We start from the raw sequence: 14,162 nt of genomic DNA, 5'->3' as shown, positions 1-14,162 counted from the left end.
GGGCATAAAATCATCCCTCAACCACCTCGTAGGAGTGGGTGATATTGACCGCTTTCTCCAGCATCAGCGCCACGGAGCAGTACTTCTCCGCTGAGAGATCCACCGCGCGGGATACCGCCGCCTCCTTCAGCTCTTTGCCGGTAACGATAAAGTGCAGGTTGATGTGGGTGAAGAGACGCGGCGCCTCTTCCCGACGCTCGGAGGTCAGCTTCACTTCGCAATCGGTCACGCTATGACGCCCTTTCTGCAGGATCGACACCACGTCAATGGCGCTGCATCCGCCTGCCGCCATCAGTACCATCTCCATCGGGCTGGGGGCTTTGTCCCCGGAGTTGCCGTCCATTAAGACCTGATGCCCAGAGGCGGACTCGCCGAGAAACGTTAACCCTTCAACCCATTTTACGCGTGCTTGCATTTTCATCACTCCAGAGTGGCAATTTTCCCGACAGATTACGCGCGCAGAGCAAAACGCGCAACGGAAGGCGACCTGCATCAAGCTGAAGCGAGACACCAGGAGACACACGGCAAAAGCTATGCTAAAACAGTCGGGATGCTCCAGTAATGTATTGACATTATGCAGGTATGCAGAGGACTTCAACCATTACAGGCCGCATGCCTATATTGACGGCCCCCTTCCCAGGATTCGGGAAGCATATGATTGCAACCCCAGCCGCCGGACCCGTCCCGCGACTGGCGCCAGCTTATAACAGAGGATAACCGCGCATGGTGCTTGGCAAACCACAAACAGACCCGACTCTCGAATGGTTCTTGTCTCATTGCCACATTCATAAGTACCCGTCGAAGAGCACGCTGATTCACCAGGGTGAAAAAGCGGAAACGTTGTATTACATCGTCAAAGGCTCGGTGGCAGTGCTCATCAAGGATGAAGAAGGGAAAGAGATGATCCTCTCTTACCTGAACCAGGGAGACTTTATCGGTGAACTGGGCCTGTTTGAAGAGGGCCAGGAGCGCAGCGCATGGGTACGGGCGAAAACCGCCTGTGAAGTGGCCGAAATTTCCTATAAAAAATTCCGTCAGCTTATCCAGGTCAACCCGGATATTCTGATGCGCCTCTCGTCGCAGATGGCACGTCGCCTGCAGGTCACCTCTGAGAAAGTGGGCAACCTTGCCTTCCTCGACGTTACCGGCCGCATCGCGCAGACGCTGCTGAACCTGGCTAAACAGCCAGACGCCATGACCCATCCGGACGGGATGCAGATCAAAATCACCCGCCAGGAGATTGGCCAGATCGTGGGCTGCTCCCGCGAAACCGTGGGCCGTATTCTGAAGATGCTGGAAGATCAGAACCTGATCTCTGCACATGGTAAAACCATCGTCGTCTACGGAACGCGTTAAGCTTTAAGAACGGCGTGTCGCCTCTGCGCACGCCGTTTTTGCTCTCCCCCATGTGGCGCCGGTTAATCTACCACCCTGAAGTTAACTACGCACTGCGGCAAACGCTGGTGCTGTGCCTTCCCGTGGCCATCGGCCTGGCGTTAGGCCACCTGCAGCAGGGGCTACTGTTCTCGCTGGTGCCCGCCTGCTGTAACATTGCCGGTCTTGATACCCCACACAAACGCTTCTTTAAGCGCCTGATTATCGGCGGTTCGCTGTTTGCCGGCTGTAGCCTGGCGGTGCAGCTGCTGCTGGGGGCCAACGTTGCGCTCCCGCTGATCCTTGCCGGACTGGCAATGCTGCTGGGCGTCACGGCGGAAATCAGTCCTCTACACGCTCGCCTGCTGCCTGCCTCGCTCATCGCCGCTATCTTTACCCTGAGCCTGGCGGGCAATATGCCGGTCTGGGAGCCGCTGCTCATCTACGCCCTGGGCACGCTCTGGTATGGCGCATTTAACTGGTTCTGGTTCTGGCTGTGGCGCGAGCAGCCGCTGCGTGAGTCGTTAAGCCTGCTCTATCGCCAGCTTGCCGACTACTGCGAGGCGAAGTACAGCCTGCTAACGCAGCACGCCGACCCGGAGAAGGCCTTGCCACCGCTGCTGACGCGCCAGCAAAAGGCGGTGGATCTCATCAGCCAGTGCTATCAGCAGCTGCATATGCTCGCCGCCAACCAGCATAACGACTACAAGCGTCTGCTGCGGGCGTTTCAGGTGGCGCTGGATCTGCAGGAGCACATCTCGGTTAGCCTGCACCAGCCGGAAGAGGTGCAGAAGCTGGTGGAGCGCAGCCACGCCGAAGCGGTGATCCGCTGGAATGCGCAGGTGGTCGCCGCCCGGCTCCGGGTGCTGGCGGACGACATTCTCTACCATCGCTACCCGACCCGCTTCACTATGGAGAAGCAGATTGGCGCGCTGGAGAAGATCGCCCGCCAGCATCCGCAAAACCCGGTCGGGCAGTTCTGCGCCTGGCACTTTAGCCGTATTGCCCGCGTGCTGCGCACCCAGCGTCCGCTCTATACGCGCGATCTGATGGCCGACCAGCAGCGCCGCCAGCCGCTATGGGAGGCGCTCAAGAGCTACCTGTCGCTGAAATCTCCGGCGCTGCGCAACGCCGCCCGCATCAGCGTCATGCTGAGCGTCGCCAGCCTGATGGGCAGCGCGCTGCACCTGCCGAAGCCCTACTGGATCCTGATGACGGTGCTGCTGGTCACGCAGAACGGTTACGGTGCCACGCGGGTGCGTATTTTACACCGGGCGGCAGGGACGTTAGCGGGGTTGACCATCGCCGGGTTCGCCCTGCACTTTCATGTCCCGGAGGGGTACACGCTGCTGGGCATGCTGTTTATTACGCTGGTAAGCTACCTGATAATTCGTAAGAGCTACGGCTGGGCGACGGTGGGTTTCACCATTACGGCGGTTTATTCGATTCAAATTCTGACCCTGAGCGGCGAGAACTTTATCGTCGCCCGCCTGATCGATACCCTGATTGGCTGCCTGATCGCCTTCGGCGGGATGGTCTGGCTCTGGCCGCAGTGGCAGAGCGGGCTGCTGCGGAAAAATGCCCATGATGCGATTGAGAAGGATCAGGATGCGATTCGCCTGATCCTCAGTGACGATCCGCAGCCCACGCCGCTGGCTTACCAGCGGATACGGGTCAATCAGGCGCACAACGCGCTCTTTAACTCCCTCAACCAGGCGATGCAGGAGCCGGGGTTCAATACCCATTATCTGGAAGATATGAAGCTCTGGGTGACCCACAGCCAGTTTATCGTCGAACACATTAACGCCCTGACAACCCTGGCTCGGGAACACGCGATGCTAACGCCGGATCTGGCCCAGCGCTATCTGGAGTCCTGTGAGATTGCGCTTCAGCGCTGCCAGCAGCGGCTGGACTATGACGGGGCCGGGGCATCCGGAGACGCGAATATTCTTGAAGCGCCGGAGACGCTCACCCACGGCCCGATGAGCCCGATGGAGATGCATCTCCAGCGCATTATCGGGCACCTGAACAGCATGCACACTATCTCATCGGTGGCATGGCGTCAGCGCCCGCATCATGGCATCTGGCTTAACCGCAGGTGGAGTAAAGATTAAGCCCGGACGATGTTGGCTACCGCAGCGGCAAAACGCTGCATGCCTTCGTCAATATCCTGCTCGCTGACCACCAGCGACGGCGCAAAGCGCATCACGTCCGGCCCGGCATTCAGCACCATCACCCCCTCATCGGCGGCCGCGTAAAGCAGATCGCGGGCGCGCCCCTTGTACTGCGGTTTTAACTCTGCACCAATCAGCAGCCCCATGCCGCGAATATCGCTGAATACGTTGAACTGTTCATCGATCTGCTGCAAATGCTTCACGAAGCGTTGACGCTTCTCGCTGATGCCCTGCAGCACCTCAGGCGAGCTGATGATGTCAAAGGCCGCCCCCGCCACCGCGCAGGCCAGCGGGTTGCCGCCGTAGGTCGAGCCGTGGGAGCCCACGTGGAAGGCGCTGGCGATTGCCTCGGTGGTCAGCACCGCACTGATGGGGAAGCCGCCGCCCAGCGCCTTGGCGCTGGTGAGGATATCCGGCGTCACGCCGTAGTGCATGTAGGCAAAGAGATCGCCGCTGCGTCCCATTCCGCACTGCACTTCATCAAATACCAGCAGCGCCTGGTGCTGGTCGCACAGCTCGCGCAGGCCCTGTAAGAACGCTGGCGTTGCAGCAGTCACGCCCCCTTCCCCCTGCACCGGCTCAACGACCACTGCACAGGTGTGATCGTCCATTACCGCTTTGACCGCATGAAGATCGTTAAACGGCACGTGAATAATATCGGCGGGTTTCGGCCCAAAGCCGTCGGAGTACTTCGGCTGGCCGCCGACCGAGACGGTAAACAGCGAGCGTCCGTGAAAAGCGTTGTGGAAGGCGATGATTTTGGTTTTATAGGGGCTGTGGCGCGTAGAGGCGTAGTAGCGCGCCAGCTTAAAGGCGGTTTCGTTAGCCTCGGTGCCGGAGTTCATGAACAGCACGCGCTCGGCAAAGGTGGTAGCAATAATCTTGCGCGCCAGGCGCAGCGCCGGTTCGTTGGTAAAGACGTTGCTGGTATGCCACAGCGTTTCGCCCTGGCTTTTCAGCGCTTCCACCAGCGCAGGATGGCAGTGGCCCAGCGCCGTAACGGCAATCCCGCCCGCGAAATCAACATACTCCTTGCCCTGCTGATCCCACACTCGACTCCCCTTGCCCTTCACCGGGATAAACTCTGCCGGTGCATAAACGGGCAGAATTACTTCGTCAAAGGTTGCGCGCGTAACTGCGTTCTGTTCAGTTGCCATGTCATGCCCATCCGTTATATGCAGCAATAATTATGAAAATATAATCACAAAATATGCATAAAAAATCAGTGCGTGGCAACTAAAAATCGGCCTGATTAAGAAAGTTTGCCAGCAGCGCGTGTCCCTGCTCGCTCAGGATGCTCTCCGGGTGGAACTGTACTCCCTGCAGATCCCACTCCCGATGGCGAATAGCCATAATCTCCTGGGTGTCGCTCCATGCGGTTACCTCGAAGCAGTCGGGCAGCGTAGCGGGATCGATGAGCAGTGAGTGGTAGCGGGTGACGGTGAGCGGATTGTTCAGCTCATGAAACACGCCCCGGCCGCTGTGAGTAATGGCGGAGGTTTTGCCGTGCATCACCTTCTGCGCCCGGACGATGGTCGCGCCAAAAACCTGAGCAATCGCCTGGTGACCCAGGCAGACGCCGAGGATCGGCAGCTTACCGGCGTAGTGACGGATGACCTCCAGTGATATGCCTGACTCATCCGGCGTGCAGGGGCCGGGCGAGATAACGATCTTCTCGGGTGCCAGCGCCGCGATATCGGCGAGGGTTATCTCGTCGTTGCGCTTCACCACGACCTCTGCCCCAAGCTCGCAGAAGTACTGATAGAGGTTCCAGGTGAAGGAGTCGTAGTTGTCGATAAGCAGGATCATGGTAAGTCACTTGATAACTATCTTTGCGACATTGTACGCAGCCTGAGAAATTCTGACTACCACCCGCAATACAATGGGTTCACTATCGCACTACGCTTTATAAGGATACTTACCGTGACCGTAAAAAAAAGCTTTAAAAGCGCTGCTTTTGAAGCCATTCATAGTGCTGCTGCGGGTTTACATAGCGTGGAAGCTATTTCTCAGGAAACAATGCGTGGCTTTGATAAAACTAGTATTCAGCCGGTAGAAAACTCTCAACCGTACAAAAATGGGAAAGCGGGGCTAAAAGGCCGAATGGATTATCGCTAAAGCTGTTAAGTGTTATACAAAAGCATGGGCTGGACATATTGATATAGATATGTCCACCCCTGCGTAGGCCGGATAAGCGCAGCGCCATCCGGCAGCGTTCTACTCCGCTTCGCTCACCACGTGGGTAAAGATAGCGATAAGTGCCGAGAGGTCGCCCATTGCGCCGCTCTGGTTGGCTGCACTCCAGGCCTCTGGCGCAATGCCGCGCCAGTCCAACAGGTAGCCTGCGTGGATCGCCAGCTGTTCAAAGAAGATCCGCTCGGCGATACCGTTGCCGATGCGGAACGGGTGCAGGACGTTAATTTCGCAGTAGTAGTGCGCAAGTCGCTCGACAAACGCGTTCTTCTCCAGCCCCTGCAACCACTCCTCCTCTTCCAGCGACTGCATCAGGGCGTTGCCCTCGTTCTCGATATAGTCAAAATTACAGAAGCGCGTATCGCCCTGGTAGATATTGACCTCACGGATCTCACCGGCCCACTCGAAGATATCCTGATAGAGATGGCGATGGATGGCGCAGAGATGCGGTAGGCCTCGGGCAACGGGACCCAGCTCAAGGGTTGCGGCACGCAGCGCGGTAAACTCATATGCCGCCTGCTCCAGCTGTTTCGCCTGATGGATGCCCAGCCGGTTGCTCATCACGTTGCGGCCGGCGTAGAAGTACGGGTCGCGCCCGTCGCCAAACTTATCGCTCATGCTGCCTCCGCAGCGCCTCAAGGCGCGCCTCTGCTTCTTCTGCATTAAGCGTTACCAGGGCGCACTCCACCCCTTCCAGCAGCCTGCTGGCCTGGAAATTGACGTTACGCTGCTGCTCCCAGAGACGGGATTTTTGCCGTTCGGTGAGTTTTTTCGCCATTGTGTCTCCCTGATGATGTGCGTCATTTGCCACAAGTATAAGCGGCATTTTCACGTTACGCAGGGAAGCAGGCGGTGCACGGGCAGGAGATGCCCGTGCAGAAAAGGGTCAGGGCAGAACTTTTGCGGAGAGAATAACCACCGGTTTTGACGGCACATTCTGATACGGGCCGACGTCGTGGGTCTGTACCTGAGAGATCTTATCCGCGATATCCATACCTTTCACAACTTTACCAAAGACGGCATAGCCGAAGTCACGCTGGCCATGATCGAGGAAAGCGTTATCCGCCACGTTGATGAAAAACTGGCTGGTGGCGCTGTCTTTATCCGCGGTACGGGCCATAGAGATGGTGCCACGCGTGTTGCGCAGGCCGTTGTCCGCTTCGTTCTTAATCGGCGGGTTCGGCTGTTTCTGCTGCATCTGCTCGTTAAAGCCACCACCCTGCACCATAAAGCCCGGGATCACCCGGTGGAAGGTGGTGTTGTTGTAGAAGCCGCTGTTCACATAGTCGACAAAGTTTTTTACCGAGACCGGGGCTTTCTGGCTGTTCAGCTCCAGCTCAATGTTTCCGGCAGACGTGGTTAACAGAACGTGAGGATCGCCTTTTGCCGCGAGGGCTGCGGGTGAAATTGCAGAGAGAGCAAAGATAGCCGCCACAGCCGCCAGAGTCGTTTTAACCATGTGAATTCCTAACAGTGAACAGAGAAGAGAGCGAGTCGCTTGATTCTAAAGAGCATGCTGTCCCCAGGCCAGCGCTTTACTCAATTTTACGAATTTGAAACAGATGTGTCAGCACCTCACGACGCGGTAATAGAATGAAAATGTGTGACACATTTCAAAATAAAATGTGCAACGTGACCAATTTTCACTTTTAAAGATTTAAATGTGTCACCTGAACGCATAAAATCTGCCCGTTCACGGCGCCGTCAACGCGCTTTACACTTCTATTCACAGGCCAGTCATGACTAACAGCAACAGAATTAAGCTCACATGGATCAGCTTCTTCTCCTACGCCCTTACCGGTGCGTTGGTGATCGTCACCGGAATGGTGATGGGCGATATCGCGAAGTACTTTAATCTTCCGGTTTCCAGCATGAGCAACACCTTCACCTTCCTGAACGCCGGGATCCTGATCTCTATCTTCCTGAATGCCTGGCTGATGGAGATCGTGCCGTTAAAAACCCAGCTGCGTTTTGGCTTTGTGCTGATGGTGCTGGCCGTGGCGGCGCTGATGCTGAGCCACAGCCTGGCGCTCTTCTCCGCCGCCATGTTTGTACTGGGTCTGGTGAGCGGTATTACTATGTCCATCGGCACCTTCCTGGTGACCCAGATGTATGAAGGCCGTCAGCGTGGCTCTCGCCTGCTGTTCACCGACTCCTTCTTCAGCATGGCCGGGATGATCTTCCCGATGGTGGCCGCTTTCCTGCTGGCGCGCAGCATTGAGTGGTACTGGGTCTACGCCTGCATCGGCCTGGTCTATGTCGCCATCTTCGTGCTGACCATCGGCTGTGAGTTCCCGGCGCTGGGCAAACATGCTGCTCCAAGCGATAAGCCAGTGGTAAAAGAGAAGTGGGGCGTTGGCGTCCTGTTCCTCTCCATCGCTGCGCTCTGCTATATCCTCGGCCAGCTGGGCTTTATCTCCTGGGTGCCGGAGTATGCCAAAGGTCTGGGCATGGACGTCAGCGGTCAGGGCAAACTGGTTAGCGACTTCTGGATGTCCTACATGATCGGCATGTGGGCGTTTAGCTTTATCCTGCGCTTCTTCGACCTGCAGCGTATTCTGACCGTGCTGGCGGGAATGGCGACCGTGCTGATGTATCTCTTCATCACCAGCAGCCCGGAGCATATGGCGTGGTTTATTCTGGCCCTGGGCTTCTTCTCCAGCGCCATCTACACCACCATCATTACCCTTGGCTCCCAGCAGACCAAAGTGGCTTCGCCGAAGCTGGTTAACTTTGTTCTTACCTGCGGCACCATTGGCACTATGCTGACCTTTGTGGTCACCGGTCCTATCGTTGCCAACAGCGGCCCCCAGGCGGCGCTGATGACGGCTAACGGCCTCTATGCCGTGGTATTTGTGATGTGCTTTGCGCTTGGCTTCGTTACTCGCCATCGTCAACACAACAATACGGCTTCTGCCCACTAAGCTATTCCAGCCCCTTTTCGTCCTGAAAAGGGGCTAGCGCTCTCCCCTCCCAATGGTTTAGCCCCGTTAATCTTTAGTAGTAAACCGACGCCAGTAAAAACCCTCTTTTTTGTATGTTATTTGTGCTATCCCGAAAAGCCAGTTAATTCCGTGACTTAGAAAAATGCTGCTAAATCAGTAATATACTCCTTAGGGAGTAGGTAAAGGTGAACTTGATTTGCATCAATAAATGCCCCGGCTGAATCGTTAAGGTAGGCAGTAATAGAAAAGAAATCGAGGCAAAAATGAGCAAAGTCAAAATCGCTATTATCGGTAACGGCATGGTCGGCCACCGTTTTATCGAGGATCTCCTCGATAAAGCTGACGCTGCCCGTTTCGACATTACCGTGTTTTGTGAAGAGCCGCGGAAAGCCTACGATCGCGTACATCTCTCTTCTTACTTCTCTCACCACACCGCCGAAGAGCTCTCTCTGGTGCGGGAAGGCTTCTATGAGAAGCACGGCGTCAAGGTGCTGGTAGGTGAGCGGGCTATCACCATCAACCGTCAGGAGAAGGTGATCCACTCCAGCGCGGGCCGCACGGTCTATTACGATAAGCTGATTATGGCCACCGGCTCCTATCCGTGGATCCCACCGATTAAAGGCTCCGAAACTCAGGATTGCTTTGTTTACCGCACCATTGAAGATTTAAACGCCATCGAAGCCTGCGCGCGCCGTAGCCGCCGGGGCGCGGTGGTGGGCGGCGGCCTGCTCGGGCTGGAAGCCGCCGGGGCACTGAAAAACCTCGGCGTAGAGACCCACGTCATTGAGTTCGCGCCGATGCTGATGGCCGAGCAGCTTGACCAGATGGGCGGCGAGCAGCTGAAACGCAAAATTGAGAGCATGGGCGTGCGCGTGCACACCAGCAAAAATACCCAGGAGATTGTCCAGGAGGGCGTTGAGGGTCGTAAGACCATGCGCTTTGCCGATGGCAGCAGCCTGGAGATCGACTTCATCGTCTTCTCCACCGGTATTCGCCCGCGCGACAAGCTGGCGACCCAGTGCGGGCTGGCAACGGCCCAGCGCGGTGGGATCATGGTGAATGACACCTGCCAGACCTCCGACCCGGATATCTACGCCATCGGCGAATGCGCCAGCTGGAACAACCGCGTCTATGGCCTGGTCGCCCCCGGCTACAAAATGGCACAGGTGGCCGTGGACCATATTCTCGGTACCCCGAACGCCTTTGAAGGCGCGGACCTTAGCGCCAAGCTGAAGCTGCTGGGCGTGGACGTCGGCGGCATTGGCGATGCGCATGGCCGCACGCCAAACTCTCGCAGCTATGTCTACCTGGACGAGAGCAAAGAGGTCTACAAACGTCTGATCGTCAGTCCGGATAACAAAACCCTACTCGGTGCGGTGCTGGTGGGCGACACCAGCGATTTCGGCAACCTGCAGCAGCTGGTGCTGAACGCCATCGAGCTGCCGGAGAATCCGGACGCGCTGATCCTGCCTGCCCACGCGGGCAGCGGCAAACCCTCTATCGGCGTCGATAAGCTGCCGGACAGCGCGCAGATCTGCTCCTGCTTCGACGTGACCAAAGGCATGCTGATCTCCGCCATCAACAAGGGCTGCCATACGGTGGCAGCGCTGAAGGCGGAAACCAAAGCCGGTACCGGCTGCGGCGGCTGTATCCCGCTGGTGACTCAGGTGCTGAACGCCGAGCTGGCGAAACAGGGTATCGAAGTGAACCACAGCCTGTGTGAACACTTTGCCTACTCCCGTCAGGAGCTGTATCACCTGATCCGCGTGGAAGGGATTAAAACCTTTGACGAGCTGCTGGCGAAACATGGTAAAGGCTACGGCTGTGAAGTATGTAAACCTACCGTTGGCTCCCTGCTGGCCTCCTGCTGGAACGAATACATTCTGAAGCCACAGCACACGCCGCTGCAGGATACCAACGATAACTTCCTCGCCAACATTCAGAAAGATGGTACCTACTCGGTGATCCCGCGCTCTGCCGGCGGTGAAATCACCCCAGAGGGGCTGATGGAGGTGGGTCGTATCGCCCGCGAATTTAACCTCTACACCAAAATCACCGGCTCCCAGCGTATCGGCCTCTTCGGCGCACAGAAAGATGACCTGCCGGAGATCTGGCGTCAGCTGATTGAAGCCGGATTCGAAACCGGCCATGCCTATGCCAAAGCGCTACGCATGGCGAAAACCTGCGTCGGCTCGACCTGGTGCCGCTACGGCGTGGGCGACAGCGTGGGCTTCGGCGTTGAGCTGGAGAACCGCTACAAAGGCATTCGTACCCCGCACAAAATGAAGTTTGGCGTCTCTGGCTGCACCCGCGAATGTGCGGAAGCGCAGGGTAAAGACGTGGGCATCATCGCCACTGAAAAAGGCTGGAACCTCTATGTCTGCGGTAACGGCGGGATGAAACCACGCCATGCGGACCTGCTGGCGGCGGATCTCGACCGCGACACCCTGGTACGCTACCTCGACCGCTTTATGATGTTCTACATCCGCACCGCCGACAAGCTGACCCGTACCGCCTCCTGGCTGGATAACCTTGAAGGCGGCATTGACTACCTGAAGAGCGTGATTATTGACGACAAGCTTGGCCTGAACAGCCAGCTGGAAGCGGAGATGGCCCGCCTTCGCGACGCCGTTATCTGCGAGTGGACCGCCACCGTCAACGATCCGCAGGCGCAGGTGCGCTTCAAACACTTTATCAACAGCGATCGCCGCGATCCGGCGGTACAGATTGTACCGGAACGTCAGCAGCATCGTCCGGCCACGCCGTATGAGCGTATCCCGGTCACTCTGGTGGAGGAAACCGTATGAGCCAGTGGAACACCGTCTGTCAACTCGCTGACATCGTGCCGGCAACCGGCGTCTGCGCCCTGCTGAATAACCAGCAGATCGCGATTTTCCGCCCGCGGGCCGATGAGCAGATCTATGCCATCAGCAACATCGATCCCTTCTTTGAGGCCAGCGTACTGTCGCGCGGCATCATCGCCGAGCACGACGGCGAACTGTGGGTCGCCAGCCCGCTGAAGAAACAGCGCTTCCGCCTGCGCGACGGCCTGTGCATGGAGGATGCCGACCACTCCGTGGCGCGCTTCGATGCGCGGGTCAAAGACGGCGAAGTACAGATCAAAGCGTAATACCCCGGCGGGGGTGCAATGCTCCCGCCCGTTAACTTTCTCTTTTTAAACTTTTTCTTTTTAACTTTTTTCTTTTTTAACTTTGGATGATCAATACCATGTTTACCGACACCATCAACAAGTGTGCGGCTAACGCTGCGCGCATTGCACGCCTCTCTACACATAATCCACTGGGCTTCTGGATCAGCTCCGCGATGGCCGGGGCCTACGTGGGCCTGGCGATTATCCTGATTTTTACCCTTGGCAACCTGCTCGACCCGGCGGTACGTCCGCTGGTGATGGGCGCGACCTTCGGCATCGCGCTGACGCTGGTGATCATTGCTGGCTCCGAGCTGTTTACCGGCCACACCATGTTCCTGACCCTGGGCGTGAAAGCGGGCACCATCAGCCACGGCCAAATGTGGGCAATTCTGCCGCAGACCTGGCTGGGCAACCTGGTGGGTTCGGTGCTTGTAGCCCTGCTCTACTTCTGGGGTGGCGGCAGCCTGCTGTCGGTAGATACCAGCCTGGTACACACCGTCGCGCTGGCGAAAACCAGCGCCCCTGCCAGCGTGCTGTTTTTCAAGGGCGTGCTCTGCAACTGGCTGGTTTGCCTGGCAATCTGGATGGCGATCCGCACCGAGGGCGCGGCGAAGTTTCTTGCTATCTGGTGGTGCCTGCTGGCGTTTATCGCCTCCGGCTACGAGCACTCGGTTGCCAACATGACCCTGTTCGCTCTATCGTGGTTCGGCCACCACAGCGATGCGTATACGCTTGCAGGTATCGGGCATAACCTTTTGTGGGTAACCCTGGGGAATACTTTATCCGGAGCCATATTTATGGGGCTGGGATATTGGTATGCTACCCCTCGCGCAGAGCGTCCCACTCCTGCTAAAAACGCCGCGCAGGAAACCGTTAGCCCTTAAAGCGAGTTAGCGCTTAAAACTACAACGAGGTTATGTCGTGCACCATCTTCCTATTTTTTGCCAGTTACGCGATCGCGACTGCCTGCTCGTCGGCGGTGGCGATGTCGCAGAGCGTAAAGCCCGCTTGCTTCTGGAAGCCGGTGCGCGGCTTACCGTCAATGCGCTGCACTTCGATCCGCAGTTTACCGTGTGGGCGGACGAAGGCATGGTCACCCTGGTGGAGGGCCACTTTGATGAGGCGCTGCTCGATCCCTGCTGGCTGGTGATTGCCGCTACCGACGACGATGCGGTGAATCAGCAGGTCAGCGATGCGGCGGAAGCGCGCCGCATCTTCTGCAACGTGGTTGATGCGCCGAAAGAGGCGAGCTTTATCATGCCATCGATTATCGACCGCTCGCCGCTGATGGTGGCGATCTCCTCCGGCGGCACCTCGCCTGTGCTGGCGCGCCTGCTGCGGGAAAAGCTGGAGTCGCTGCTGCCGCTGCACCTGGGAAAAATTGCTGGCTACGCCGGCACCCTGCGCGGGCGAGTCAAAGCCACCTTTGCCACTATGGCCGAGCGCCGTCGCTTCTGGGAGAAGTTTTTCACCAACGACCGTCTTGCTCAGTATCTGGCCAACAGCGATAGCCTTGCTATCGACAACGAGACGGAGTCGCTGTTTAACACGCCGCTTGATAACCGGGGAGAAGTGGTGCTGGTTGGTGCGGGGCCAGGCGATGCCGGGCTGCTGACGCTCAAGGGCCTCCAGCAGATCCAGCAGGCAGACGTGGTGGTCTATGACCGTCTGGTCTCGGACGACATTATGAACCTGGTGCGCCGCGACGCCGACCGTATTTTTGTCGGTAAACGCGCGGGCTACCACTGCGTGCCGCAGGAGGAGATCAACCAGATCCTGCTGCGTCAGGCGCAGTCCGGCAAGCGCGTGGTGCGCCTGAAAGGGGGCGATCCCTTTATCTTTGGCCGCGGCGGCGAAGAGCTGGAGACACTGTGCCATGCGGGTATTCCTTTCTCCGTGGTGCCGGGGATTACCGCCGCCTCGGGCTGCTCCGCCTACTCCGGTATTCCGCTGACCCACCGCGACTACGCCCAGAGCGTGCGGCTGATCACCGGCCACCTGAAGACCGGCGGCGAGCTGGACTGGGAGAACCTGGCCGCAGAGAAGCAGACTCTGGTGTTCTATATGGGGCTAAACCAGGCCGTAACGATCCAGCAGAAGCTGATCGAGCACGGGATGCAGGCAGATATGCCGGTTGCGCTGGTGGAGAACGGTACGGCGGTACAGCAGCGGGTCGTGAGCGGTGTATTAAGCGAGCTGGGTACGCTGGCGCAGCAGGTTGAGAGCCCGGCGCTGATTATCGTGGGCCGCGTCGTGGCCCTGCGCGACAAGCTGAACTGGTTCTCGAACCACTAATTATCATCGTAGGCCGGGCAAGGCAACGCC

General features: G+C 57.8%; 13 protein-coding genes and 1 pseudogene. 8 read left to right on the top strand and 6 right to left on the bottom strand.

Going from position 1 to position 14,162, the window contains the following annotated elements:
• Positions 1-10: 10 nt before the first annotated feature.
• Positions 11-415, bottom strand: a complete 405-nt coding sequence (locus RTX96_RS06700; RefSeq protein WP_103820293.1) for an OsmC family protein — start codon at positions 413-415, stop codon at positions 11-13.
• A 308-nt stretch (positions 416-723) separates the two neighbouring features.
• On the opposite strand from RTX96_RS06700, the gene crp reads away from it, so the two are divergent.
• Both crp and RTX96_RS06690 read left to right on the top strand, forming a co-directional pair.
• Complete coding sequence (gene crp / locus RTX96_RS06695; RefSeq protein ID WP_000242758.1) at positions 724-1,356, top strand: cAMP-activated global transcriptional regulator CRP; 633 nt, start codon at positions 724-726, stop codon at positions 1,354-1,356.
• Positions 1,357-1,406: 50 nt separating this feature from the next.
• Positions 1,407-3,488, top strand: coding sequence for a YccS/YhfK family putative transporter (locus RTX96_RS06690; protein WP_312268548.1), 2,082 nt, complete (start codon positions 1,407-1,409; stop codon positions 3,486-3,488).
• Here RTX96_RS06690 and RTX96_RS06685 read toward each other — a convergent pair.
• Together RTX96_RS06685 and pabA are read right to left on the bottom strand one after the other, a co-directional pair.
• Positions 3,485-4,705, bottom strand: a complete 1,221-nt coding sequence (locus tag RTX96_RS06685; protein ID WP_312670608.1) for an aspartate aminotransferase family protein — start codon at positions 4,703-4,705, stop codon at positions 3,485-3,487. The genes RTX96_RS06690 and RTX96_RS06685 overlap by 4 nt on opposite strands.
• Positions 4,706-4,784: 79 nt before the next feature.
• Complete coding sequence (gene pabA, locus RTX96_RS06680) at positions 4,785-5,357, bottom strand: aminodeoxychorismate synthase component 2 (protein ID WP_312670607.1); 573 nt, start codon at positions 5,355-5,357, stop codon at positions 4,785-4,787.
• A gap of 114 nt (positions 5,358-5,471) precedes the next feature.
• Between pabA and RTX96_RS06675 the strand changes: the two are divergent.
• Positions 5,472-5,713 (top strand): annotated as a pseudogene (locus RTX96_RS06675) (helix-turn-helix domain-containing protein).
• A gap of 52 nt (positions 5,714-5,765) precedes the next feature.
• Here the strand turns inward: RTX96_RS06675 and RTX96_RS06670 are convergent.
• The 3 genes from RTX96_RS06670 to ppiA form a co-directional block, all read right to left on the bottom strand.
• On the bottom strand, positions 5,766-6,359 hold the full coding sequence (locus tag RTX96_RS06670) for a putative adenosine monophosphate-protein transferase Fic (protein ID WP_312670606.1): 594 nt from the start codon (positions 6,357-6,359) through the stop codon (positions 5,766-5,768).
• On the bottom strand, positions 6,349-6,519 hold the full coding sequence (locus RTX96_RS06665; RefSeq protein WP_103820299.1) for a YhfG family protein: 171 nt from the start codon (positions 6,517-6,519) through the stop codon (positions 6,349-6,351). Before RTX96_RS06665 ends, RTX96_RS06670 begins: the two co-directional genes overlap by 11 nt.
• Before the next feature lie 108 nt (positions 6,520-6,627).
• Positions 6,628-7,200: a peptidylprolyl isomerase A gene (gene ppiA / locus RTX96_RS06660; protein ID WP_103820300.1), complete on the bottom strand. Its 573-nt coding sequence runs from the start codon at positions 7,198-7,200 to the stop codon at positions 6,628-6,630.
• 280 nt (positions 7,201-7,480) lie between these two features.
• Here ppiA and tsgA point away from each other — a divergent pair, with 280 nt between their 5' ends.
• From tsgA to cysG, 5 genes are all read left to right on the top strand, one after another.
• Entirely contained in the window at positions 7,481-8,665 is a 1,185-nt protein-coding gene (tsgA, locus tag RTX96_RS06655; protein ID WP_312670605.1) for an MFS transporter TsgA, read from the top strand.
• A gap of 284 nt (positions 8,666-8,949) precedes the next feature.
• Positions 8,950-11,493 (top strand): nitrite reductase large subunit NirB, encoded by a 2,544-nt coding sequence (gene nirB / locus RTX96_RS06650; RefSeq protein WP_312670604.1) that lies wholly within the window; start codon positions 8,950-8,952, stop codon positions 11,491-11,493.
• On the top strand, positions 11,490-11,816 hold the full coding sequence (gene nirD / locus RTX96_RS06645) for a nitrite reductase small subunit NirD (protein WP_103820303.1): 327 nt from the start codon (positions 11,490-11,492) through the stop codon (positions 11,814-11,816). The genes nirB and nirD overlap by 4 nt, the downstream gene beginning before the upstream one ends.
• A 98-nt stretch (positions 11,817-11,914) precedes the next feature.
• Positions 11,915-12,721 carry a nitrite transporter NirC gene (gene nirC, locus RTX96_RS06640; RefSeq protein WP_103820304.1) on the top strand — a complete coding sequence of 269 codons (807 nt, stop codon included), beginning with the start codon at positions 11,915-11,917 and terminating at the stop codon, positions 12,719-12,721.
• Positions 12,722-12,758: 37 nt separating this feature from the next.
• Complete coding sequence (cysG, locus tag RTX96_RS06635) at positions 12,759-14,132, top strand: siroheme synthase CysG (protein WP_312670603.1); 1,374 nt, start codon at positions 12,759-12,761, stop codon at positions 14,130-14,132.
• The last annotated feature ends 30 nt before the right edge of the window (positions 14,133-14,162 follow it).

The sequence above is a fragment of the Pseudescherichia sp. genome, from assembly GCF_032052675.1.
GTDB lineage: Bacteria > Pseudomonadota > Gammaproteobacteria > Enterobacterales > Enterobacteriaceae > Pseudescherichia.
The sequence above is the reverse complement of the archived record's forward strand: the minus strand, read 5'-3'. Positions and strand labels throughout refer to the sequence as shown.